We start from the raw sequence: 24,912 nt of genomic DNA, 5'->3' as shown, positions 1-24,912 counted from the left end.
CGCCCGCTGCACGGTATCTTGCAGCAGGGCATTAGGCATGGATATATTCGGGGTAAGGCTACACTGCCTGGTGTTTGAGTTAGCCAAGGCGACCACCCCTATCAGGGCGCTAGAGTAACAGAAGCCCTAGAGATGACAAAGCAAAATTGCTTGTGTGGCCTGGTTTTCTGGTTATGTGGCTGTTGGCTACCATGACGGCGTAATCCAACTATATGGCGAGCAAGGCATTTTTGCCTTCTGAAGTAACAGGAGTCATCACTTATTTTCCGTCATCACGTGTGATAGTGACTTGGTCAGCGCGCACCTCTATCATCCCACGCCTTATCCAACCGCTTAGCCGATACCGGATAAGCGGTTTTTAATTGCTGCGCGTATAACGACACTCTTAGCTCTTCTAGCATCCAGCGAAACGGGTCGTGTTCGGGGATGATGATTTGCTTTTTGGCTTGTTTTTCTATGTCTTTCCAGAAGCGTATGGCGTAGCGCGCGATTTCTTGGGCTTTTTGTGGGTTGTTGTCTAGTTTGTCTAGGCGGTATTGAATGGCTTTTAAATAACGCGGAATCGCTTTGAATGAGTCATACGGCGTTACTTTGATAAAACCATTGTAAATTAACACATTAAGTTGTTCGCGGATGTCGTTAGCGAGCGGGTCTTTAGGGTTAAAACGTTGCAAGTCTTTTTGTAGCGCTTGGTAGGTGTTCATAATGTCTAGCGCGATGGTCGAGGCTTCGTTAGCTAGGGTTTGTAAACGCGGTTTATTGTCTTTTACGCTTTGCTCGAAGGCGTGTTCGGTGCGTATGGTTTTACCGTCAATAAAGACGGCATGTAAGATGAGCGTTAGCATGTCATCTTTGTAAGAAGACGCTTGAGCCTTAGGGAACATTGGATGCTGAGGCAAACGGCTATAATTGAGTTCGGCGCTGGCTGAGCTTAAGTTGTTTTTTTGGATATACGTGCATTCTTTGCGCAAACGTAATTGCAATAATCTTAGTAGGCCTGGAATGTGTTCTTGCTCGGCTTTAGCACGGGTGTCAAATAAACGCACCCCTACCGCATCACCTTCATCAACCAGCGCTGGGAAACCGGTAAACGTTTGCCCGCGTTGGATAAAGGTATGGCTTTCGGGTAAATCATCGAAAGCCCATTGTATGCAACCGCTGTAATTTAATTCATCGGCGGCGTGTTGTTCGAAACTGTCGACTGCTTGCACGGTGTATTGTTGTTGCAGTTTACGCAAGTCGCGGCCATAGTCTAATAACTTGCCGTGTTCATCGACGATGCGGTAATTCATTTGTAAATGTGGCGTTAAGCTGTCCATAACCCACGCGTTTTAGCGGTATTGCTTCGCCGGTGAGTTTGCGTAGTCGCGTGCCTAGCCATTCTTCGATACTGCCTTTAAAATCTGGCTCTATTTCTAAACAGCGTTTTGCTGTTTCAGGCACTGGTACGAAGTGTTTGCGCAGATTTTTGGGTAAGGTTTTAATCATCGCAACGCATTTTTCTTCTAACATACCAGGTACTAGCCAATCAAACGGCGTGCGTGTCATTTGATTCAGCAAATGCACAGGAATCACAGCGGTAACACCGTCTTCGTCATGCCCTGGCTCAAAGCGATACTGTAAAGCAATGCTCAACTGCCCTATTTTTTACTATCGGGATACGCCCATTCGTTGACAACATGCTCTTGTTCGCGCGTTAAATCTTCGCGGGTTAAGAATAATAGCTTAGGATTTTGTTTTTCCGCCGTTTTACGCCACGTATCTAAAGCGGGACCATTAGTGACCTCAGGCGGCAATTTGTCGTCATAAAATGAAAATAACCACAACTCGTCTTCAACTAAATCCACGCGTCGGCCTTTATGCTGAATCATGCCGACTTCTTCTAATAATTTTTGGTTAGCAGTAAAAAACGGCGCATTGGTGTGATATTCATGCTCGACTAACGCCGATTGAATAAACATCTCACGCGCGCCTTTAGCGTCTACATGCTCATAGGGGATTTTGCGTCCCGCTTGTAAGGTTAAGCCGTAGAGAATAGTGCGTTGATACACGGCAGAGCGCCCGGCTTTTTTTTCCCAATGCGGGTCGTAATAGTTATGTTTGACTAAATGTTCGGCACATTGCTCTATCCATTCTGGCTCTACGCGCGCCACGGTGCGAGCATAGACTTTACTGGTTTCGACTTGTTCGGCTGCAACTATCCACTTGGGTTTTAGCTTGTGTACGCCGGAACCTGGGAAAATGAAAAATTTTAATCCGCGTCCGCCTAAGTATTCGTATTGATCATGCCTAAAGCCGATATTCGATAATAAGCCGGGCAGAATCGCGCAATGCAGTTGTTCGTAACTGGCTTGTTGTTCGCTGAGTTTTAGCTTTAATTCACCTTTAATGATTTGCAGTATTTGCGCATGATTATCAAACCATTCACGCATTCGGATATACGATAAAAAGTTATCTTGGCAGTATTTTCTTAGTTTACTGTTGGATAAATGCTTTTTTTGCTCTTCATAGGCTTGCCAAAGGTTTAACAAGCTTACGAAATCGGATTCAGGATGACGGTACTGGGCATGTTTAGCTTCGGCTTGCGCCATTTTATCAGCGGGTTTTTCTCTGGGGTCTTGAATGCTTAGCGCGGCGACGATAATGCTAATCTCGTTAAGACAGTTAAGCTTATCCGCAGCGAGTAACATGCGAGCTAGCTTAGGGTCGATAGGAAATTTAGACAGTTGTTTGCCTATTTCTGTGAGCTTGCCGGTTTTATCCAGCGCATTAACTTCTTGCAACATGGTTTTACCGTCCCGAATCATTTTTTCATCGGGTGGCTCTAAAAATGGAAACGCTTCAATCTCGCCTAAGTTAAGCGCAGTCATTTGCAAAATAACCGCCGATAAATTAGTACGCATGATTTCCGGCTCGGTGAACGCGGGTCTAGCATTAAAATCCTCACGTGAATACAAGCGTATACAAATCCCTTCGGCGACCCGACCACAACGGCCGGCGCGTTGGTTGGCGCTGGATTGCGAGATGCGTTCTATCGGTAGCCGTTGTATTTTGCTTTTCGGGCTATAACGACTAATGCGTGCATGGCCGGTATCAATGACGCCGCGAATGCCTGGCACGGTGAGTGAGGTTTCAGCGACGTTAGTCGCTAACACGATGCGTAATTTACCGCCTTTAGGATTAAACACGCGTTCTTGTTCGGCGACGCTAAGCTTGGCATACAGCGGCAATACTTCGTATAGCGTGGGGTGATGTTTGCGCAAGGATTCGGTGGTTTCGCGAATTTCCCGTTCGCCGCTTAAGAAAATTAAAATATCGCCGCGTAAATCGCGATATAACTCATCAACCGCATCTAAAATCGCGTGTTGTAGTAAATCGCTGGTTTCATCGTCTTCATCATCATTTTCACTTTGTTCAATCGGTCGGTAGCGAATATCGACTGGATACGTGCGGCCAGAGACTTCAATAATCGGTGCGTTATTAAAGTGCTCAGAAAAAACGCGCGGTATCTATCGTCGCCGAGGTGATAATGAGTTTTAAATCCGGGCGTTTAGGCAATAACCATTTCATATAACCCAGCAAAAAATCGATGTTTAAGCTGCGTTCGTGTGCTTCGTCGATGATAATCGTATCGTATTGGCTTAAATACGGGTCGTTTTGCGATTCGGCCAGCAAAATCCCATCGGTCATTAATTTAACCAAGGTTTGCTCATGGGTTTTATCATTAAAACGGATTTTATAACCCACCGATTTGCCAATGCTTTCGCCTAATTCCTCCGCGACTCTATCGGCAACAGTGCGTGCAGCAATTCGCCTAGGCTGAGTATGACCAATCAAACCCGCCGCGCCGCGCCCTAAGCTTAAACAAATCTTGGGTAGCTGCGTGGTTTTACCCGAACCGGTTTCACCGCACACGACCACCACTTGATGTTGTTTGATTAACTCGGCAATGTCATCTTTTTTGTAAGTAACCGGTAAATCTGGAAAATTTAACGGCGGAATACTGGCTAAGCGTTGATTTCTAGCCGCTATCGAGGCGTTGAGCTTTTGCTCTAAAGTCGCGAGTTTATTCGCGTCGAGTTTATTTTTTTGCGCATCGCTACGCAATCGGTCAAGTTGCCGTTTCAAGCCATGCCGGTCACGGCTAAGGCAAAGCGGCAGTTGTTTGCTTAAAGTTTTGATGATTTCTTGCTGTGACATGAGGAGTGTGGGGCTTGCGTTGAGCAAGTTTGCGACGGGTGTTAACGATGTGTGTTGCGTAGAAGGCAAGCAGTTTAGCAGCATTTATTAGTGTCGCCAATTGAAACAGAGCTAGCTTTTCTTGTTTTTATGTTCCTGAACGGGTGTGTGATTTTGTCTACTCTGAAATAAATAAGTCGTTGGATAGGGTATTAAGCGCTTTGATTTTTTGCCATTATGGATATTTAGCAACTACAAGAAACTAAGCCATTGACACGTTGTTGCAATATTAAGCCGTTACGTTATGCGCTCCAATTTTCCCTAATGGAGTGATAAATGAACAACAAAATCAAATTATTGCTAGTGTTATCAGCCGTCATCTTTAGTGCTTGCTCATCCATTAATTTACAGGCCGATACGCAATCAGCGTTTTCGATTGGCTTAATCGGTGATTTTCCTTACACCGATGAAAAGGTGGTTGAACAACAAAATTTGTTGGAAGATTTAAACGCGCACGCAGAATTGTCTTTTGTGATTCATGACGGCGATTTTAAAGGCGGCAGCGTTCCATGTGCCGATCAACTATATAGCGACCGTTTAGCAACGTTCAATCAATCAGTACATCCGTTATTTTTCATCTTCGGCGATAACGAATGGACAGATTGCCATCGTAGTGCGGCTGGCAGTTATAACCCGTTCGAGCGTTTAAGCTTGTTACGCAGTTTGTTTGCTAAATTCGACGATCCAAACAGTTTCGGCGTCAACAAACTGCCATTAAAAAGACAAAACGCAAACTATCCAGAGAACATTCGTTGGGTTTATAACGATGTGATGTTCGTAGGCTTGCATATACCAGGCAGCAATAATGGTTTATCGACCGGTGAAGCTTATGTCGAGCAAGCTAAAGCCGAGTACAAAACACGTAACGGTGCTAATTTAAGATGGTTACGCTCATCTTTTGAACTGGCAAAGACTAAAAACTTACCCGGTATTATGATTATTATCCAAGCTAACCCTTGGGATTTCATTCCGGCAACAGGTTTAACAGGTTATGAGCCGTTTGTGGTCGAGTTAGAAAGCTTGGCGCGTGATTTTGGTAAACCGGTGGTATTAGTACACGGCGATAGCCATTATTTCCGTATAGACAAACCGTTACCATCGAAAACGTCCTTCTGATGTTATTAACACCGATTTCCCATTCGTCATGCCTTGGGAATCTTCAGAGCCAAGATTGACTAACTTCACTCGTGTCGAAACGTTTGGTAACCCGAACACGCATTGGGTAAAAGCAACGATTGATAAAAACGATCCGAATGTATTTAAGTTTGAACCGATGATTGTTGAGAAGAATATTATTCCTGCTCAGTAATATAATGATGATTAACTCCGGTGATGTTTGGTCATCGGAGTTAATTGTTTAGGCGATACTTAGGGTTGAAGTAACTAAATTGTTCTCATAAAACTTCCATTCGATACTAAACGCGCTTAACAATAAATCACTTCTGGCTTATCAGCGCTAGCGACGATTTCCCCTAAAGCCCATACTTGCTCACCGCTTGCTGTGAGTAGTTCTGTCGCTAATGCTTCGTGTTCGGGTGCGATGCAGATTATCATGCCGATACCGCAGTTAAATGTAGTCAAGAGTTCGGCTTCGGCGATACGGCCTTGGCTTTGCAGCCATTGAAAAATATCGGGTAAGGTCCACGCATTTAGGTTGATTTTGGCGGCAACGCCTTGCGGTAAGACTCTTGGCAGGTTTTCGGTAATACCACCGCCGGTAATATGGGCTAAGCCTTTAACGGGGATGCTTTGCATTAAGCTTAATAAGGCTTTTACATAGATTTTAGTGGGTGCTAGCAAGACTTCGCCTAAAGTTGTTGCACCAAAGGGGCTAGCTAAATCAGCACCGCTAACGCTGAGTATTTTTCGGATTAACGAATAGCCATTTGAGTGTGGTCCGGATGAGGCTAAGCCTATGAGTTTATCTCCGGGTTTAATCTGGCTGCCGTCTATGAGTTTGGTTTTTTCAACAATACCAACACAAAAACCAGCTAAGTCGTATTCGCCGTCATCATACATACCGGGCATTTCTGCTGTTTCACCACCGACTAGCGCCGCACCTGCTTGTTCACAGCCTTGACCAATACCTGAGATAACATCAGCCGCCGTATCGACCGATAATTTGCCAGTGGCAAAATAATCTAGGAAAAATAAGGGTTCAGCGCCTTGCACGATAATGTCGTTAACACACATCGCGACTAAATCAATGCCAATGGTGTTATGACGGTTTAATTCTTGTGCCAGTTTTAACTTCGTGCCAACACCATCGGTACCCGAAACGAGTACGGGCTGTTGATAGCGGTGCAACGGCAATTCGTAGAGCGCGCCAAAACCGCCTAGACCCGCCATGACGCCGGGGGTTTTTGTTCTTGCTGCAATGGGCTTAATGCGTTCGACGAGTGCATTACCGGCTGCAATATCAACGCCTGCGCTTTTATAATCGAGGCTAGGTTCATTATTGACGCTCAATCTCTTACTCCGCTTGAAAAAATGGGTATTGTACAAGAGCTGCTTTGACTCGCACACTGTAAAATTCGAGTTAATGTTAACGACACGGTTTTAAGGTAACAGATTGTATTTATTTATAAGTTGGTTTGCTTGACATAATAGGCGCTGGCCAATAGACTTACTGCCGTTTCAGTTTTTTTGTCGGCTGTAAGAGCTAGACGTTTTTGACCTTATGACCATCGTGCCCGATTTGCTCGGCTATATAGCGGCAACGCTTACCACTTCCTCATTCTTACCCCAGGCCATACACACGATTAAAACACGCGATACGCAGTCGCTGTCGTTGGGTATGTATAGTTTATTTACCAGTGGCGTTTTATGTTGGTTGATTTACGGTATTGTTATCGACAATCAAGCCATTATTATCGCTAATGCGATAACTTTTATTTTGGCAGCTTCTATTTTGGCCTGCAAAAATTTATAATACATTGTTTAATAATAAGAAATAATTGGCATTGTACATCGAATGCGGCGTTATCGTGCGCTGACCGCTAGTTTTTTTATTTAAATTTCAGAGAAGCCTATGAATAATCGAGTAACGTTAACCCGGTTTATTATTGAACAACAAGCTAATGTACCTGATGCTTCGGGCACGTTTACGATGTTGCTTAGTAATATCGTGACAGCGTGTAAAGAAATCGCCCAAAAAGTAAACCGAGGCCAGTTAATTGGCGTGCTAGGCAGTGCCGGTTCAGAAAATGTACAAGGCGAAGTGCAGAAAAAACTAGATATTATCACCAACGATATTATGGTGAATTCGCTGAACTGGACGGGACATTTAGCCGGTATGGCATCGGAAGAAAACGATGAGTTTATTTCGATTCCGCCGCAATATAAAAAAGGCAAATATTTAGCCGTTTTCGACCCCTTAGACGGTTCATCGAATATCGACGTGAATCTGGCCGTTGGAACGATTTTTTCTATCTTACGTTGCCGTGAGGGCGTTGAACCTGAAGAAGGAGACTTTTTACGCAAAGGTACGGAACAAGTATGTGCTGGTTTTGTTATTTATGGGCCATCGACGATGATGGTGTTGACCACCGGTAATGGTGTGAATGGCTTTACATTAGACCAAGGCATTGGCGAGTTTATTTTGACGCATCCTAATATGCGTATACCAGAGGAAACTAGCGAATTCGCGATTAATATGTCTAATCAGCGGTTTTGGGAAACACCGGTGCAGCGTTATATCGATGAGTGCTTGCAAGGCACAGAAGGTGTGCGAGGTAAGGATTTTAATATGCGTTGGGTCGCGTCGTTTGTCGCTGAAGCGTATAGAATTTTAACGCGCGGTGGGGTGTTTTTGTATCCGTGGGATAATCGTGACCCGAAAAAGCCAGCCAAATTGCGCTTATTATATGAAGCGAATCCTATGGCGTTTATTATCGAGCAAGCCGGTGGTTTGTGTTCAACGGGACGGGAGCGTATTTTGGATATTAAACCCAGCGGTGTGCATCAGCGCGTACCGGTGATTTTAGGGTCAAAGAATGAAGTTCAGCGTATTGTTGACTACCATCTTCAGTCTTAATCCAGTGCCGAGTCCGACTTAGCACTCGTCGGTGCTAAGTCGAAAGTAGTACTTGGTGTAACGGTTTTATTCGGATTGTTTATTAATCACTTCGCGTTGTTGCTCGGCCGCGTCTTGGACAACTTGATTAACCTGTTTAGCGGCATCGAGTTGCTCTTGATAGGCTGCGGCAGGTTTGGGTGGTTGCGCCGGTGGTGTCGGTGCCGTTTGTTCGCTACAAGCGACAATGAATAAACTTAGAGTAATGCTAAGGCTGAGTTGGGTAATCGTATGCATGGAATGACCGTAAATAAAAAGAGGGTTGGCGGTTAACGTAAGTTAACCATTTCTGGCGCATTATCGTAATCAACACCGACGCTGACGATAAAGCTAGTGGCTTGTTCTATATCCATGCCAGATTTAATTACTTTTGAGCTATCTACGATGACGGTAAAACCAGACGTTGGGTTAGGCGAAGTCGGGATAAATAATACATACATGTTGTCATGGCGGTTAGTGACATAAGCGGGTACCCATAAGCCTGGGCTTGGATACTCGACATAGACGACTTCTTTGGCGATTTGTTGTTCATGCGACATAAACATGTTGATAACTTTTTTTAATACGCGGTAAATCGTATTTAAAAACGGGATGCGGTCGATGATATGGTCAAAAATCGTAATCACCCACGGGCGGCCGGTCTTGACGATTTTGTGTCCTATAAACATGACGATGGCAAAGCTTAAGATAAAGAAAATCGCCGTGTATAAATAACTCGCAGAATAGCCGTAGACAAAACTAAAAATATCTGACACCACGCTTTCCAGAAACATAATGATTTGCAAAATGACGACGATAGGTAAAATCGCAAAGATACCCACCAAAAAATAATTTAATAAGCGTTTAGCTTTATCTCTCATAACATCCTCCTGGTTATATTTTTTTAATTGTTATTGCGTAGCTTTCAAGCGGCTACTCTTAGAATTATATGCCATTTTTAACCGCAAGCGGCGGAATCCCGCATAAATTGCAAAAATGAGTTTAACATATTGAAATTTATATTAGAAAAAGCCTTAGCCATTGCTAAGTAATATGCTTAGACCAGGGTTTTATCTGTCGTTCAGCGGCCAGACAGTATATAATCCGCTAATTCATTTATTCACTCATCACTCCGGAAACGCACATGCTGGGTAAGCTAGTTAAATTTGTTGTAGGTAGCCGAAACGAAAGGCTGATTAAGAAGAAGAAAAAGCTGGTCAAAAAAGTCAATGCGCTGGCTGCAGAGTACGAAAAACTATCCGATGATGCGCTAAAAGCTAAAACACAAGAATTCCGTGAGCGTTTAGAACAAGGTGAAACTTTAGACGCTTTATTACCAGAGGCTTTTGCGGCAGTACGCGAAGCCTCAACACGCGTGTTTGGTATGCGCCATTATGATGTTCAGCTCATAGGCGGCATGATTTTGTACGATGGCAAAATTGCTGAGATGAAGACCGGTGAAGGTAAAACTTTAATGGCAACTTTAGCGGCTTATCTAAATGCGCTACCTGGACGTGGTGTGCATGTTGTGACCGTTAACGACTACTTAGCTAAGCGTGACTCAGAATGGATGGGGCGCTTATATGGTTTTTTGGGCTTAAGTACTGGCGTAATTTTAAGCCACATGGATCAAGCTTCTCGGCGTGTTGCTTATGCGGCTGATATTACTTATGGCACGAACAACGAATTCGGCTTTGATTATTTGCGCGATAATATGGCGTTTTAGCTTAGAGCAAAAAGTTCAGCGCGATTTAAGTTTTGCTATCGTCGACGAAGTTGATTCAATCTTAATCGACGAAGCGCGTACGCCATTAATCATTTCAGGGCCTACCGAAGACAGCACTGAGATTTATATTAAAACCAACGATATTATCCCGCTGTTAAGCAAGCAAGAAAAAGAAGACGAGCCGGGTGATTACACCGTTGATGAAAAAACCAAACAAATTCATTTAACCGAAGCCGGTCATGAGCATATCGAAGACCTAATGGTTAAACATGGGCTGATTGCTGAAGGCACTAGCCTTTATGATGCCGGCAATATCCGTATGTTGCATTACCTCAATGCTTCGTTACGTGCGCATGTCTTATTCAAAAAAGACGTTGAGTATATTGTTGCTAACGGTGAAGTCATTATCGTTGACGAATTTACTGGCCGTATTATGCAAGGTCGGCGTTGGTCTGAAGGCTTGCATCAAGCGATAGAAGCCAAAGAGCGGGTTAAAATTCAAAACGAAAACCAAACCTTAGCGTCTATTACGTTCCAAAATTATTTTAGGTTGTACGAAAAAATTGTCCGGTATGACTGGAACGGCGGACACGGAAGCGTTTGAGTTGAATAAAATTTACGGGTTGGAAGTTATTGTCATTCCAACGCACAGACCAATGATTCGCCGTGACTTAGGCGATGTTGTGTTTTTAACGGCAAAAGAAAAATATATAGCCGTTGTTGAAGACATTAAAGAGTGTGTTAGCCGTCAGCAGCCTGTGTTAGTGGGCACAACCTCGATAGAGAACTCAGAGCTGTTAGCGATGTTGTTAAAACAGCAAGGCATTCCACATGAAGTGCTCAATGCTAAACAACATGAACGCGAAGCGCATATTATCGAACAAGCTGGCAAACCCGGTGGCGTGACGATTGCGACCAACATGGCGGGACGCGGTACCGACATCGTGTTAGGGGGTAATTTAGAAGCCGAGTTAAAAGCCTTAGGCGAAGATGCCAGTGACGCTGATAAACAACGTGTGCGAGCTGAATGGCAAGCACGCCACGACCAAGTGGTGGCCGCCGGTGGCTTGCATGTTATAGGCTCTGAACGACATGAATCGCGCCGTATCGACAATCAGTTGCGTGGTCGTTCTGGTCGACAAGGTGACCCGGGTTCTACTCGCTTCTATTTATCGCTAGAAGACGACTTAATGCGTATTTTTTGCGTCTGACCGTGTCGCTGCCTTAATGCAAAAATTAGGCATGGGTAATGGCGAAGCGATAGAACATCCGTGGGTAACACGCTCTATCGAAAATGCACAACGTAAAGTAGAAAATCGTAACTTTGATATTCGTAAAGAAATCTTAGCTTATGACGATGTGGCCAATGATCAGCGTAAAGTGATTTATGCGCAACGCAATGAATTAATGGCGGCTAAGCAAATTTCCGACATTATTGAAATCATCTTAGAAGATGTGGTTAACACGTTTTATCACCCAGTACATTCCACCTAAGACCATGATGGAACAATGGGCGTTAGATGATTTAGAAGAAAGCTTATTGCAAGAGTTTAATGTGTTAATTCCTGTTAAACAAATGCTAGAGCAAGATGCGAATCTGACTGAAGAAGGCTTGCGCAAGCTTATTTATCAAGCATTATTAGACGAGCATAAAAGTAAAGCCGGTCACTTAGGTGAAGAAGTCTTACAACATTTTGAAAAATCAGTGATGTTGCAAGTCTTAGATAATAGCTGGAAAGAGCATTTAGCCGCGATGGATTATTTGCGCCAAGGCATTCATTTAAGAGGTTACGCGCAAAAAGACCCGAAACAAGAGTATAAGCGCGAAGCGTTTGAAATGTTTACCAGCTTGCTAGAGCATATTAAATACGAAGTCATTAGTATTTTGTATAAAGTGCAAGTTAAACAAGAGGAAGATTTGCAGCTAATGGATGAGCAAATGCAAGCGCCTAGAGAAATGCATTTTGAACATGCACAAGCGCCAGGGATTACCGAACTTGACAGCGAAGATGCCGAGCAAGAGTTAGACGCCGATAAAATGCAACCTGTCGTCAGAACAGGGAACAAAGTCGGTCGCAACGATCCTTGCCCGTGTGGCTCTGGCTTAAAGTATAAGCAATGTCATGGAAAACTAAGCTAAGTTACAAGTAGCACAGATGAAACATAAACCTGGTAAGCCTAAGGCCTACCAGGTTTTTTTTGAGTGAAGCGTGTCGAACCGTCAAGCTTTCTTCGGAGATTACTATGAGCATTATTGCATTACTAGCGATTGGCTTTTCATTGGGGGCGGTGTTGTTGCTAATGCTAGCAAAGCAGTGTCAACAGCCGCTATCCGATGGCATTGCCGACTCGCTTGCGGGCTTTATGCTGCTTTTAGGGCTAGCGATTATTCAAGGTGTGCATTTAGGCGTAGTCACACAGTTATTCGATGGCTTTCATACGCGCGGGTATGCGCTGGTGTTATATAGCATAGCCCCCAGTTTTTACTTCTATAGCCGACAAATATTGCAAGCTAATATTAATTATCGACCGCTTGATTATTGTCATGCAATACCGTTGTTATTAGGTTTGTTATTGCCTTATCGTTTGGCGGTACCCGGTGCGTTTGTTGTTGGTTGTGGCTATTTACTTTGGTTGGCGTTAAACGTTTATCAACTTCGCGCACAGCGCCAACGGTTTCACTTAGAGTTGTTAGCTTTAGCTGTGTTGTTTGTCATTGCCATTGCGGTGTTGTTGCTGGTATTTATTAAACCGTTGTTAACTGAACAGACCTTTGTCGTCGGTTATAGTGTGTTAATCAGCTTCGCGATGTTTACCGCGATGCTGACATTACTGCGTTTTCCTACGATAGTGAATGATATTAGCGAAGCAGTGCAGGCCAGTTATATCGAATCTACGCTAAAAAATGTCGATAAAGCGGCACTGTTAGCCAAATTGAATCAACTGATGATAATAGACCAGTTATATCGGCTGGAAACGTTGAATTTGGCCATGCTAGCTGAGCAATTAGCCATAACACCGCATCAATTATCCGAATTGATTAATACAGAATGCCAACAAGGATTTTCTAAATATATCCGTCAACATCGTATTAATGAGGCCATGCGCTTATTAATTTTAGAGCCTAATGCTTCTGTGTTGGCGATAGGTTTATCGGTAGGTTTTAATACGCAATCCAATTTTTATGCGGCGTTTAAAGAGCTGGTTGGCATGACGCCTGGGCAGTATAGAAAAAACCAGCGTCAGACGGGTTAAGGTTTTTTTATGAATGTTATTCCAGCTTGCTCGTTCCCACGCTCCAGCGTGGAAATGCGTACCTTTCTTTATGTTTTCTCAGTCTTGCACTACTTAAAGAAGGAAATAACTTCGCATGTATTCCCACGCAGGAGCGTTGGAACAAGAGTGCGCGAGACGGGCTAAGGTTTTATATGAAGGTTATCCCTGTACTTGATTTAAAAAATGGCTTAGTTGTTCATGCGCAGCGTGGTCAACGCGATGCGTATCAGCCTATACGCTCTTGTTTAGGCTGTGAGCCTGATATTTTTTCTGTAATCAATGCGTTGTTAGCGTTAGCCGAATTCAAAACATTTTATATTGCCGATTTAAATGCGATTACCGGGCATTCAGCGCATGAGCATGATGCGCTACTTCAACGCGTTGTGCAGGCTTACCCAGCCCTTCAGTTTTGGGTGGATAAAGGTTATCAACAAGCTGAGCAGGTTGCTACGTTGGCGTATTATCCCGTGTTAGGTAGCGAATCGTATAATGACGAACACTTGGCGGTGCTGAGCGGGTTTCACAAGCGTTTTGTATTATCGTTGGATTATCAAGGGGATGAAGCGCTAGGGGCTAAGGCATTATTTGCAGACACACGTTATTGGCCGGAGCATGTCATCTTAATGACCTTAGCTCAAGTGGGTAGCGGGTTAGGCCCGGATTTTGTACGCTTAAGCGCGTATCGCCAGCGCTACCCGCAGCAATCGTTTGTTGCTGCGGGTGGTGTCAGAACAGAAGATGATTTGCTTAGGTTAAAAGCAATGGGTATAGACACGGCTTTAGTGGCGAGTGCGTTGCATTCAGGTGCATTAGGTCGTGCAGAATTAAGTCGTTTAACTGGTTAAAACTCTTCCCAATCATCATCACTTGGAATCGATGCTGGAAGTGCAGCAGGTGCTGTCTGAGTTGCTATGGCAACCGGCTTTTGCGGTTGGTAGCGGATAATTTCTGCGCGTTGTTGGCCTATATTAAATTGCGACATTTCTTTGGCGAGTAATTGCGTTTGTTCGCTGAGCGATTCGGCTGCTGCTGCAGCTTGTTCGACTAAGGCAGCATTTTGTTGGGTGGAATCATCCATTTGCGCAATGGCTTGGTGGACTTGGGCAATGCCAGCATTTTGTTGCATAGATGCGCTAGCAATACTGGTAATAATAGACGTCACGCGGTTTATATCTTCAACAATTGCCGTCATGGTTTTTCCCGCTTGCTCAACTTGCTTACTGCCTCCGACGATATTTTCTACTGAGTCGTTAATCAATTGTTTAATTTCACCGGCAGCACTGGCTGAGCGTTGCGCTAAATTTCTCACTTCGACGGCAACCACCGCAAAGCCTTTGCCTTGTTCGCCCGCTCTTGCTGCTTCGACGGCAGCGTTTAACGCTAAGATATTGGTTTGAAACGCAATATCGTCAATTACCGAAATAATATCCACAATGCGATGCGAAGAACTATTAATGGCTTCCATCGTTTCAACGACCGTATTCACTGCATCAACCCCAGACTTTGCCGTATTAGATGCGACTAATGCAAGCTCATTAGCGTGTTTAGCGTTTTGCGCGTTTTGCTTTACTGTTGCGGCTAATTGTTCCATGCTGGCAGCGGTTTCCTCTATGCTGGCCGCTTGTTGTTCGGTTCTATGTGATAAGTTATTGTTACCCGACGAGATTTCATTAGCCGCCGTTGCGATGACTTCACTGGCGTTTTTAATTTCGCCGATTAGCGTGGTTAAGTTTTCTACGGTGGTATTCATTCCCGTTTTAAGCTGCCCAAACGAGCCTGGATAATCATTGTCAATATGGGTTGTTAAATCGCCATTGGCTAAGCTTTCTGCGACACGTAACACGTCGTTGATACTGTTATTAGTGGTTAAATACAAGCGATTGATAAGCTCTGCGAGTCGTTTGCCATAGCCTTTTTTATCGCTTTCGACCATCGTGATGCTGAAATCGCCGCAATCAGCGCCTGCATAAACAATTTGCTCTATTTCTTCGACGAGTCTAGTTAAATCGTAAACGGTTTGGTTAACACTGTCTTTGGTTTGGCCGAACACACCTAAGTAGTTACCGGTAATCGTTTGGCTTAAATCGCCTTCGGATAATGCATTAGCTACGCGGATGACGTCGTTTTAACGTGTTGCTTAATGTCGTTAAGGATTGATTCACACCTTCTTTTAATTTAACAAAGTCGCCTTGTACGCTAATCTGCATACGCGATGATAAATCACCTTGCGCTAAGTCGTTCATCACGGCGGTTGTACTGCTAATAATCTTGGCTAAGTTTTTGCGCATTTCATTAACAGAATAGAGCAAGCTGCTGGTATCGTTAGGCTGCAATTGTATAGCGAGAGATAAATCACCATTGGCGAGTGCCTTAACAACCGTTGCGGTATAAGAGGGCTCTCCACCTAGCTCCTTAATTAAGCTGTTAATAATAAACCACGATAATAATAATGACAGCATAAAACAGCTTGCGGTTAATGCCATGGTTAAACCGGTAACGAAGTCAAAACGCGTTTTGTGCGGCTTCGTATTCTTGTTTAGCGACATCTTGTTGTAATTCGATTAACGCATCAATGTCTGCAGCAACTTGTTTAAACAAAGGCCGAATATTGTCGTGAACATGGGGAATAAGTTTATCGCGTTCGCCTGCTTTAAGCATGGTTAAAGCGGGTTTTAAGCCTTCTGCTACCCATTTTTTCCTATCTTCCTCGAATTTATTTACCCGTTTTTGTTCTTCGTCGGTAAGTTTGGTTTTGATGTACTCTTGCCATATTTCAGTAATACGGGCAATGTTTCTATCAATTGATGCAAGATTTTCTGCTGTTTCTTCGGGGATAATTAAACTGTTGACAATGTTAAGCCTATTTTCAAACAGTAATTGTTTGATTAGAGCTAATTCTGCCATCGGTATAGTTCTGTCTTGGTAAACAGTTTCTAATGAGTGATTCGTTTGTTTTAACGCCGATAAATTCAACACAGCGAGCCCTGTCATGAATAGCAATGCTAGTCCTGTTAACAAGAATAATCGAACTTTGACCGATATGTTTTTTAACATACAAAACCTTATTAATTGTTGTATAGACGGATTATGGTTACCATGACGGAACAGGTCATTCAGCGCGCAAGGACGCTGTAAATACGTCCCTGTAGGCTTGGTGGCAGCATCCCTGCTGCCGACACCTGCGCTCTAAAACGCCCTGTCCCATCTTAAATGTGTAGCCCGGATTATTATCAAAAGCTTTTTGCTAGGTGGCGCTAATAATAGAAAAAATTGAAAAGAGTGTAAAACTTGAAGTTAATTATTTTTGATAACCGGGCATCAGTTCTATTTAAGAAGGCTAAGTGACGTTATGTTAATTTTTCCGCGACTCCAGCATCGCTAAAACTGGCCATTTGCGTTAAAAAATTGACTGCTGATTGGATAAGTGGATAACACACCGCAATACCTGAGCCTTCGCCTAAACGCATATTCAACTGTAATAGTGCATTGGCGTTGAATTCTCTGAGTAGTAATGCATGACCTTGTTCGTCTGAAACATGGCTAAAAATACAATAATCCAAAACCTCAGGTTTAATACGACTGGCGACTAATAGCGCAGCACTGGCGATAAAGCCATCGACGATTGTTACCATCCGGCATTCAGCGGCTCGCAAAAAAGCACCTACCATCATGGCGATTTCAAAACCACCAACATGGCTTAACGCGTCCAAAGGCGTGTTGACTAGATGTTGCGCTGAAACCTGTTGTAACACTGATAATTTATGATTGAATTGTTGTTGGTTAAGCCCCGTGCCTAAACCGGCGCATTGTTCTAAGCCGATACCGGTTAGCTTATGCATAATAAGCGCCGCTGATGATGTGTTGCCTATGCCCATTTCTCCAAAACCTATGCAATTACAGGCTCGGTTATGTTGTTGTTGAACGAGATTAGCACCCGTATTGATAGCTTGTAGCATTTGCATAGGTGTCATCGCGGGTTCAGTCAAGCAATTACGGGTACTTTTAGCGATTTTAGCGCTGATTAATTGTGGGTGGCTAGGTAAATCTGCATTAACACCCGCATCGACAATGAACAGTTCTAGGCCGTGTTGACTCGTAAACACATTAATGGCTGCGCCACCGTTAAGAAAATTAACGACCATTTGCGCTGTCACGCTTTGCGGATAAGCACTCACCCCGGCATCAGCCAGGCCGTGATCGGCGGCAAAAACTAAAACAGTCGGATTAACTAAGGTAAGCGTTAAGCTTTGTTGAATTAATCCAATTTGTAGCGCTAAATCTTCTAATCGGCCTAACGCACCCAACGGTTTGGTTTTTTGGTCGATTTTGGCTTGTAGCGCCGAGCGTAATTCGGAGTTTAATGCCTTAATGTTAAATTCTGGCAACACAATGTTTGCCTTATTTAACAAAACAGTTTTTTTCCGCGTACTCTTCGGCTTCTTTTAAGCGCGTGCGTAAGTCTTTAGATTGTTTCGGGTCGCGGAAAACGCCACCACTTTCGCCAGGAGTGCTTTTTAAATAACTAAAGGTTTTGGCAGACTCATACTCATTAAAGGTGAGTTTTTCCGCGATTTTGTCGACTTTGCAGCCGCACGCATATTGGTTAATGTAAGATAAGCCACCGTGCTGAGCCACGCAGTTTAAGACATATTCAATTCTATCTCGGGTTGGAAAATCGTTACAAGTGGGTGCGACGGGTTCTGTGCTTGCAACGGCTGTTGCGTCTTCTGGTGTTGTGGCGCAGGCACTTAATAAGCTAATTGTGCTTAATAGCATAAGCGTGGTGAGTGGTTTTAATCGGGTGTTATGCATAGTCATATTTTTATAGGGTCAAGTATTGTACAGTGTTAAATACGTTGGTCGAATGGGCTCATTGTTGACAACAATGAGAGTACACCATTACTCTGCGCTGCTTTTATAGGGTAGTAAATAACGCTGCCAGGCTATGGTGGGTTGGCACATTTTAACTGATAAACTCAAAATACCTTAATCTACACACAGCTCAGTTTTATGCAAATAACAGTTGAACCTTCACATGCTTGCGATACGATAACCGGAGTGATTTTAGCGGGTGGCTTAGGTAAACGAATGCAACAGGCGGATAAGGGCTTGGTGTTGTTTAAACAGCAACCGTTGATTCATTACGCCTTATCCGCCTTAACACCGTTAGTCGATACGGTTTTGATTAATGCCAATAGAAATATAGAGACCTATAGCCAATTTGGTGCGCCGGTTATTCAGGATACCCGTCCTGGTTTTGATGGACCACTGGCTGGGGTTTTAACGGCTTTGCATCATGCTAAAACGCAGTATTTATTAGTGATGCCTTGTGATTGTCCCTTGATACAGACGCATCATTTACAGCGTTTATTCGATGCATTAGTCAACGCCAATGCTGAAGTTGCGGTTGCTTTCGATGGCCTGCGCAGTCAATCAGTTTTTTTAGCGTTAAAAACCGAGTTGCGCACTGATTTGGCTGCGTATCTCGATGCGGGAGAACGTAAGGTTGAGAATTGGTTACAACAACGTGATACGATAAAAGTAGATTTTAGTGAGCAAGCCGACATTTTTATTAATATCAACACCGTTGAGCAGTTGCAACAGTTAGAACAGGTTTTAAAGCATGAGTGAACAATCAGGCGATTCGCAACAGCGGCGCCAATACAAGCGAAAAGCTTACCATACCAGTGCAGAGTTATTATTGCCGAATAGAAAGCCCATAGCAGTACGAACCTTGGATATTAGCGTGGGTGGGATGGGTATAGTGACCAGTCATAATTTATTAGCCGGTGATTATTGCTTGATTCGCTTACCTCTCCCAATAAAGCCTAATGGGCGTTTAGTATGTGAAATAGAGTCTACAGTTGTGCATAGTGTGTTTAGTAGCGGCATAAGACGGGCTAAAGTATCGGCTAATCTTGACACCGCACATGCCAGCCGAGATAGCGTGGGAGCATTTAAAGTGGGTATTGAATTTTCCGCGTTAAAAGAGCATGTTGCGAAAGCGATTATTCAATTTGTGAATAGTTAGGGGAAAGATTTAAACAAATAGCCTACCAACGTAAGGCAGGACAGAAGAGAGAACAACGTCATCTCGTAGGGATTGACAAGATCCAGAGCACAAGGATGTGCTTAAAGCTTTGCCATCCATGGCGCCTGGATTCCGGCAATCCATGCCGGAATGACGATTTAGCTCCACTGGCTAAAATTAAACGCGTCACGTCTTAAGTGGGTAGCCAAAAAAATACGGCAATGACGCTAAAGACGCTTACGGCGCCAATAAATAGACTCCCAACCCTACCATGACCAACCCGCTGATTAATTTAAGTATGCGCCCTTCTTTTTGCTGTAATCGGCGTTGGCTTAACGTAATGACCCCGATAGCGAGTAACACGATGTCGTCGAAGAGGTAGGCTAGGTTGTAAACGAGTAAATAGCCGTAATAACTGACAGTATCTAACTGCCGTAACGTTAAAATGCGCGTGTATAACGCCGGAAAGCCAGAGGTGCACATAAATTCGACGATTTGCACAGATACCGCTAGGATAACAGCGCCTATCAATGCGCCCGTCATGTTCTTTGCCAGCAAAATATTCCGCATTCGGGCATAAATACCTGGTTTTGCGGCATCGGGTATCGATAAAGATGGCCCGGTGCCCAAGAACCAAACATCTTTTAAATTCAACGCCCCCGCTCCTAGAGCGAGGAGTGCGACGACGATTTGCGAAACGCGCGACCAACCTAGCGATAGAAATAAATTCAGCCAAGCCGCCATAAACATGAAATAAGTCATGCCTTCAATGGCTACAAAAGTACCCGCGATAATCAGCATTCTGGCGCGATTTTGCATCGGTGCTAACAGCGAAATTATCAGTATAAGCACCCAAATCGAACAGGGGTTAAAGCCATCGAGTAAGCCCATGACCAACGTAAACAATGGTAAGCCCAGCTCGTCTAACGTGAGCTTTTGCCCAAAAAATTCCAACGCATAGCTATCTACAGCGGATGGTTTAGACGTTATATTCACTGAGGGTTCAGGTTCTGGCATACAGCTCAACGATTGTTCAGCACCGCAGCTACTGGCCGCATCGCTTTTTGCCGTAGCAGGCTGGCTCTGACTGATTAACGCTGAGCGTATCCACCCGCCTGTGCTGGTTTCATCGGAGTAACCGACAATCAGTTGCCCGCCTACATAGAATGAAGGCACTCGAACGACATTAACACCGGATTTTTGCGCAATGTCTTCCAATTGAATTAATGCTTGTGGTTCCTCTGCAATATCATGAATAACAATAGTTACGTCGGGTTGCTCGCGCTTTAGTTTAGCAAGAAAAGCTTCTGCCTTAGCGCAATGAGGACAGCCTTGGCGAACAAAGGCAATAATGTTAGCGTTTTTGTTGGCAGACTCTGCATAACCCGTCATGCTTATAGCCGTCAACGCAGCAAAAAACACTACGAGTAAACCTAACCTTAAATTTAATGTCAGCATGGCAGTTTCCAGTCATTGGGCTTACAAGTCTTTATTGATAAATGCTTACACATTGTGGGCTGACTTTTCGGCACTGTGTTATGGTGTTTAAGATAGCTTAAAACCTCAGAGAAAGTAATGTATTTTTAAGCGATTTCCAAGAATGAATAGGGCTTTGTTCGTTAAAGAATCTTGCATCATTGATAAAACAATTTTTTATTCATCAAAAGGGCGTGAATTCAAGTAATGAATGGCAAAGGTAATGATTATGTCAGCTCTATAGCAGTACCGCCAGTGTTGCTAAAAAAAAATTACAGATGATAGGCGTTGCTATCGCTAAACAAATGCTAGATGTCTCTGTAGGGACACGGGGATAGAGCAATGCAGGAGCTATAGCTGAGGAACAGTTTTCTGTCTCCCACACCATGTCTCTACTTAAAGTGTGTAACCAAAAATAACAAAGCAGGCCGCTAATACACAATAAAAACAACCAATAACAGCACTTAAACAGCAATAAGGTTAATTTTTAAAATTAAGCGGCTTTTATTAAATGACTACCGACCACGTACTAAACGTACATAACCAGGAATATTTTCAGGGAGATAAGTTTTGCTGTAGACCGTATCTACCCTACCGACTTCGAACTTCACAACCCACACATCATTAATATCATTTTGAGTTGAGGACCAATAATACGAGCTATCGTATTGCGTATTGGGAAATACCGATGTATTAACAGCCGGTGACTCACATTGATATTCAGTAATGGAATTTAATTCTTTTATGTTCGGTAAACGCCAATCCTTATAACCTGCAAAACCACTGGCATTAACCGCCTGCGCTCTTAATAACGCGCCTTGCCATGTAAACGCTATTGGGGCACCAAGACACTGAGCTCCGCTTAAACCTTCACTGCATTGTTTCCACATTAAGCCAGTTTTTTTATCGAGTACCGTGCCTTTACTGTTAACAAAGTAACGTGTTGTCGGAGCGGTGGAAGGAATAGTATCAGGGCTACATGTTTGGGCAATAACGGTTTGATTGAAAAGCAATAATGCGATAAGGCTAAAGTAGTTATAGTTCATCTAATTTTACCTCGAAAGTTGAAGAATAACGGCTTGGAAGAACCGTATAATGACGCATAAGTAACTGAAAAATATAATAAATATAGGAAATCATTACTTGCCTCGCACTAAACGCACAGATAATGACTGCCATTTCCAATTTCTATCGTCGTCCCCCGAATACGAAAGGATGGACCATACACGGTCGTTGGCGTAAGCAGCCGGCGTAGCTGTCCAATAAGAGGACTGTTGGGTATTTGGAAAGAAGGCCTTATCAATTGATAGGTCATATACTCCTTGCCGACCAAAGTTGATAATACTCAGCATTTCAGGCATCGTTGGCAGTCGCCAATCCTTGTAACCACACCATCCGGCCGCATTGACAGCTTGCAAATAAGCATAAGTATCGCAAGCGCTGGTATCACCACACACGCCACCGTCTTGATAACCGGGATGACCACCGTTTTTACGGCTATCAGGTTCATACCAAGAGTAATGCCACTCCCAATCATGTAGCCGCCGTCTCTAGTTTTGACTTCCCACATCAATCCCGTCATTTCATCTTTGACACAGTTCCAACGGGTAGCCGTCACAGGTAAAGCCTCTCCGTCAGGGCCAATTTTGGTGAAATTAAATCCGGCAACGCCGTTACTATCATTAAATTGCAATCGGTCACGACCAAATTCTGCATCTTGACCTGGGAAGTTGTTAACGGGACAAGATCGTGTATCGGTGTAGTCAGAGCACGCTGTAACGCCAGTGTCATTCAGTGCTAATTCTCTAGGTATAGCCGTTTTGTCACCGCTATCCGATACAGTCAAACCCTTTGCATTAACCGCTAAGACACGGAAATGGTAAGTCACGCCATTAACAAGCCCGGTTGCCTTAATGGCGGTATTGCCCGTATTAATCTCTAGCAACTGGCTATTCCCATCCTTACCACAGTTAGCGAAATTATGGATTTTAACGCTCGCTGCACACAGGCGATAGCCAGCAGCACCTGAAACCTCCGCCCAATTCAAATCAACGCGTTGATACGCAGGTATGACGTTAATGGCTAATCGCGCCGCATAAGACGGCCGCGCAACAACAAAACAAACTAAAATAAATAACAAATAGCGTAATAAATTCAACACTAGCATACTCGTATCCTTATCAGCATTTAAAGCACCTGATTTTAATAGATAGGCCAATACAAGTAAACTCTGTTAAGGAATGGTTTGTTTTTCTAGTTAAGAGAGTAACTCAAGCTTTTATATACGAAAGCGGGCTACACACTTTAGTAGGGACAGGGTATTTAGGAAGGCAGAAAACTGCATCCTTGCAGTAGGCGTCGACATAGCAACAAATCGTTACACTATAGCTTACAAGTAATTCAACAACGACAATTGACTCACTTGTGCATAAGCTTGTTGTGCTGCTTTTAGCGATAAGCCTTGTGCGTTTAAACGGGCAATGGCTTCGGCGTAGTCTAAATCTTGGGTGTTTGACAAGACTAACTTTTAAATCTTGGTTTAAATTGTTTTGGCTGTCTAAGGCTTTTAAACGCACACCGACTGATGATTGCGCAGTAATAATGCGTACTGTTCTTAGTGTCAGGCCTTGCATTTAACGTGACACCTTCGTTTGTTTGGTGATTTTAATGCAAATTGTAAGGCCTGACCCTGTTTGCTCGCTGTTTGCTCGGTTGCCGTTGGCGTCGTAGGCTTAGTGTTGATAATTTGTACTGGTATTGGCGTCAGTCAGACGGCTGAGTAAGTCGTAGTGGTAGCTTTGATTGGCATTAGACGGTCTTGGGGTCAGGTCTTACATTTGACGTGACACCTTTGTTTGTTTGGTGATTTTGATGTAAATTGTAAGGCCTGACCCCGTTTGTCTTGGTAATAAAGTGTAGCGCCTGAGGGGTAAGTGAAGCCGTTAAGTCTTCCCGTACCGCTGTCATAGGTATAGCGGCTAATCAGGTCTATGCCTTGTGTGCGTTGTGTTTTGCTCTGTAGGCGGCCTTCGTTGTCATAGTTCCAATCGCTACTACCGGTTGGGTCGTCGCTGTGGCTGAGGTGACCCACCGCGTTGGCGTTGCTGGGGTTGGGATTGCCGTCGTAGCGGTAGTTGAAGTTAACATCTAGGCTATTAGGTAGGGGGCCACCCGGTTGCATCTGGTAGTTGATTGAGATCAGCCGATTTAGGGCGTCATAGCGGTAAAAAGCTAATTTGCCACGGGCATCTATGCGGGTTTTGAGGTTACCGGCAGGGTCGTAGTTGCTTTGCGTAAAACCGCGATCAGGGCTGGTTTCGGATAATGGGTTGTTGAGTCCGTCCGTGCTGTAATCGGTGCGATTGTTTCTGGCGTCAGTGACTGAGGCGATATGGTCAGCACCGTCATAGCTGGTCGTGCTTTCGCCATTGAGCGCGTCAGTGACTTGGGTAAGTCGGTTCAGCGTGTCGTAGCCGTGGTAGTCGGTCATGGCGTGTTCGGTATCGCTGATATTGTCTTGGCTGCGGCGTAGATTGCCTTGCGCGTCGTATTGGTATTCACGCACGACTTGGTTGGCAGCATTCAGCACTTGCCAGAGCCGACCTAAGGCGTCGAATCGGCGATTGACGACGGTAGAGGGTGTGGTGGCACCGCTGGCATAGACGCTATCTTGTGTGTGGTGGTCGGCATTGTCTAAAGTATACGCTATGCTTTCACCGGCCGCGTTGGTGATGGTGCGCAGGCGCCCGGCATCGTCGTAGCCATACGTCGTCGTACCGGTGGTCCTACAACAGGTAATACCAGCACTTCAACCTCTGGCAGCAATGGTAGCATGATTGGCGGCTCATCGGTCGGCAATCCGATCAACTTCATTACAGGGAATAAATTACTAGATGAAACCGATATACCCGCCATAGGCGACTCGCCTTTACACTTCAGCCGCCACTACAACAGCCTCAAAAACTATCAATATCAAAGTGGTTTCGGCTCAATAGGCCGCTCGCGCGATCCCATGGGACTACACTGGTGGCATAATTACCATAAAGGCCTGACAGTAAAAAGCAGCACCGTGCAATATACCCGAGAAAACGGACAAACCTTTACTTACAA

The 24,912-nt window shown here is 44.2% G+C and carries 23 protein-coding genes and 2 pseudogenes; 10 read left to right on the top strand and 15 right to left on the bottom strand.

Translation table 11 applies throughout. The annotated features are described in order from the left end of the window. Positions 1-293: 293 nt before the first annotated feature. Positions 294-4,200: pseudogene (hrpA, locus tag VZ94_RS04860) on the bottom strand (ATP-dependent RNA helicase HrpA). A 315-nt stretch (positions 4,201-4,515) separates the two neighbouring features. On the opposite strand from hrpA, the gene VZ94_RS04855 reads away from it, so the two are divergent. Beyond that, positions 4,516-5,355 carry a hypothetical protein gene (locus VZ94_RS04855; RefSeq protein WP_052700223.1) on the top strand — a complete coding sequence of 280 codons (840 nt, stop codon included), beginning with the start codon at positions 4,516-4,518 and terminating at the stop codon, positions 5,353-5,355. Positions 5,356-5,410: 55 nt separating this feature from the next. After that, the gene (locus VZ94_RS25775) at positions 5,411-5,548 is read left to right on the top strand and encodes a hypothetical protein (RefSeq protein ID WP_157844853.1); all 138 of its coding nucleotides are present in this window, start codon (positions 5,411-5,413) and stop codon (positions 5,546-5,548) included. Between the two features lie 116 nt (positions 5,549-5,664). On the opposite strand, the gene purM is transcribed toward VZ94_RS25775, so the two are convergent. Further along, entirely contained in the window at positions 5,665-6,708 is a 1,044-nt protein-coding gene (purM, locus tag VZ94_RS04850) for a phosphoribosylformylglycinamidine cyclo-ligase (RefSeq protein ID WP_045778378.1), read from the bottom strand. A gap of 211 nt (positions 6,709-6,919) precedes the next feature. Here purM and VZ94_RS04845 point away from each other — a divergent pair, with 211 nt between their 5' ends. Together VZ94_RS04845 and VZ94_RS04840 are read left to right on the top strand one after the other, a co-directional pair. Next, positions 6,920-7,171, top strand: coding sequence for a SemiSWEET transporter (locus VZ94_RS04845; RefSeq protein WP_045778377.1), 252 nt, complete (start codon positions 6,920-6,922; stop codon positions 7,169-7,171). Positions 7,172-7,270: 99 nt separating this feature from the next. Then, a complete protein-coding gene (locus VZ94_RS04840) occupies positions 7,271-8,275 on the top strand; it encodes a class 1 fructose-bisphosphatase (protein WP_045778376.1) in 1,005 nt (334 codons plus the stop codon). Between the two features lie 66 nt (positions 8,276-8,341). Here VZ94_RS04840 and VZ94_RS04835 read toward each other — a convergent pair whose 3' ends face one another. Beyond that, the gene (locus VZ94_RS04835; protein ID WP_045778375.1) at positions 8,342-8,551 is read right to left on the bottom strand and encodes a hypothetical protein; all 210 of its coding nucleotides are present in this window, start codon (positions 8,549-8,551) and stop codon (positions 8,342-8,344) included. A 32-nt stretch (positions 8,552-8,583) separates the two neighbouring features. Continuing rightward, entirely contained in the window at positions 8,584-9,174 is a 591-nt protein-coding gene (locus tag VZ94_RS04830; protein ID WP_045778374.1) for a DUF502 domain-containing protein, read from the bottom strand. Positions 9,175-9,437: 263 nt separating this feature from the next. Between VZ94_RS04830 and secA the strand changes: the two are divergent. From secA to VZ94_RS04815, 3 genes and pseudogenes are all read left to right on the top strand, one after another. Continuing rightward, positions 9,438-12,159, top strand: a pseudogene (gene secA / locus VZ94_RS04825) (preprotein translocase subunit SecA). 104 nt (positions 12,160-12,263) lie between these two features. Beyond that, entirely contained in the window at positions 12,264-13,274 is a 1,011-nt protein-coding gene (locus VZ94_RS04820) for a helix-turn-helix domain-containing protein (RefSeq protein ID WP_045778373.1), read from the top strand. Between the two features lie 173 nt (positions 13,275-13,447). Further along, complete coding sequence (locus VZ94_RS04815; protein WP_045778372.1) at positions 13,448-14,140, top strand: HisA/HisF-related TIM barrel protein; 693 nt, start codon at positions 13,448-13,450, stop codon at positions 14,138-14,140. Here VZ94_RS04815 and VZ94_RS30215 read toward each other — a convergent pair. The 5 genes from VZ94_RS30215 to VZ94_RS04790 form a co-directional block, all read right to left on the bottom strand. Continuing rightward, on the bottom strand, positions 14,137-15,345 hold the full coding sequence (locus VZ94_RS30215; protein ID WP_052700222.1) for a methyl-accepting chemotaxis protein: 1,209 nt from the start codon (positions 15,343-15,345) through the stop codon (positions 14,137-14,139). The two genes, VZ94_RS04815 and VZ94_RS30215, sit on opposite strands and share 4 nt — an antisense overlap. Before the next feature lie 52 nt (positions 15,346-15,397). Continuing rightward, a complete protein-coding gene (locus VZ94_RS04805; protein WP_045778371.1) occupies positions 15,398-15,778 on the bottom strand; it encodes a methyl-accepting chemotaxis protein in 381 nt (126 codons plus the stop codon). Between the two features lie 19 nt (positions 15,779-15,797). Continuing rightward, positions 15,798-16,349: an MCP four helix bundle domain-containing protein gene (locus VZ94_RS04800; protein WP_045778370.1), complete on the bottom strand. Its 552-nt coding sequence runs from the start codon at positions 16,347-16,349 to the stop codon at positions 15,798-15,800. Between the two features lie 293 nt (positions 16,350-16,642). Next, positions 16,643-17,704, bottom strand: coding sequence for a nicotinate-nucleotide--dimethylbenzimidazole phosphoribosyltransferase (gene cobT / locus VZ94_RS04795; RefSeq protein WP_239649636.1), 1,062 nt, complete (start codon positions 17,702-17,704; stop codon positions 16,643-16,645). Next, entirely contained in the window at positions 17,694-18,107 is a 414-nt protein-coding gene (locus VZ94_RS04790; protein WP_045778395.1) for a hypothetical protein, read from the bottom strand. The genes cobT and VZ94_RS04790 overlap by 11 nt, the downstream gene beginning before the upstream one ends. 198 nt (positions 18,108-18,305) lie before the next feature. On the opposite strand from VZ94_RS04790, the gene mobA reads away from it, so the two are divergent. After that, on the top strand, positions 18,306-18,926 hold the full coding sequence (gene mobA, locus VZ94_RS04785) for a molybdenum cofactor guanylyltransferase MobA (RefSeq protein ID WP_045778369.1): 621 nt from the start codon (positions 18,306-18,308) through the stop codon (positions 18,924-18,926). Continuing rightward, a complete protein-coding gene (locus VZ94_RS04780) occupies positions 18,919-19,326 on the top strand; it encodes a PilZ domain-containing protein (protein ID WP_045778368.1) in 408 nt (135 codons plus the stop codon). Before mobA ends, VZ94_RS04780 begins: the two co-directional genes overlap by 8 nt. A gap of 237 nt (positions 19,327-19,563) precedes the next feature. Here the strand turns inward: VZ94_RS04780 and VZ94_RS04775 are convergent, their stop codons facing one another. The 6 genes from VZ94_RS04775 to VZ94_RS04760 form a co-directional block, all read right to left on the bottom strand. Then, positions 19,564-20,784, bottom strand: a complete 1,221-nt coding sequence (locus VZ94_RS04775) for a glutaredoxin family protein (RefSeq protein ID WP_045778367.1) — start codon at positions 20,782-20,784, stop codon at positions 19,564-19,566. Between the two features lie 533 nt (positions 20,785-21,317). Continuing rightward, on the bottom strand, positions 21,318-21,848 hold the full coding sequence (locus VZ94_RS04770; RefSeq protein ID WP_045778366.1) for an Lcl C-terminal domain-containing protein: 531 nt from the start codon (positions 21,846-21,848) through the stop codon (positions 21,318-21,320). Between the two features lie 93 nt (positions 21,849-21,941). After that, the gene (locus VZ94_RS32675) at positions 21,942-22,259 is read right to left on the bottom strand and encodes an Lcl C-terminal domain-containing protein (protein ID WP_082081398.1); all 318 of its coding nucleotides are present in this window, start codon (positions 22,257-22,259) and stop codon (positions 21,942-21,944) included. Then, complete coding sequence (locus tag VZ94_RS25480; protein WP_045778365.1) at positions 22,148-23,020, bottom strand: fibronectin type III domain-containing protein; 873 nt, start codon at positions 23,018-23,020, stop codon at positions 22,148-22,150. Before VZ94_RS25480 ends, VZ94_RS32675 begins: the two co-directional genes overlap by 112 nt. A 171-nt stretch (positions 23,021-23,191) precedes the next feature. After that, positions 23,192-23,320, bottom strand: a complete 129-nt coding sequence (locus VZ94_RS30210; RefSeq protein ID WP_109867652.1) for a hypothetical protein — start codon at positions 23,318-23,320, stop codon at positions 23,192-23,194. A 306-nt stretch (positions 23,321-23,626) separates the two neighbouring features. Continuing rightward, on the bottom strand, positions 23,627-24,391 hold the full coding sequence (locus VZ94_RS04760; RefSeq protein WP_045778364.1) for an RHS repeat protein: 765 nt from the start codon (positions 24,389-24,391) through the stop codon (positions 23,627-23,629). A gap of 243 nt (positions 24,392-24,634) precedes the next feature. Between VZ94_RS04760 and VZ94_RS04755 the strand changes: the two genes are divergently transcribed. Continuing rightward, positions 24,635-24,912 (top strand): DUF6531 domain-containing protein (locus VZ94_RS04755; protein WP_045778363.1); only part of this gene is annotated, 278 nt, incomplete at its 3' end.

The organism is Methylocucumis oryzae (genome assembly GCF_000963695.1).
GTDB classification, from domain to species: Bacteria; Pseudomonadota; Gammaproteobacteria; order Methylococcales; family Methylomonadaceae; genus Methylovulum; species Methylovulum oryzae.
The sequence above is the reverse complement of the archived record's forward strand: the minus strand, read 5'-3'. Positions and strand labels throughout refer to the sequence as shown.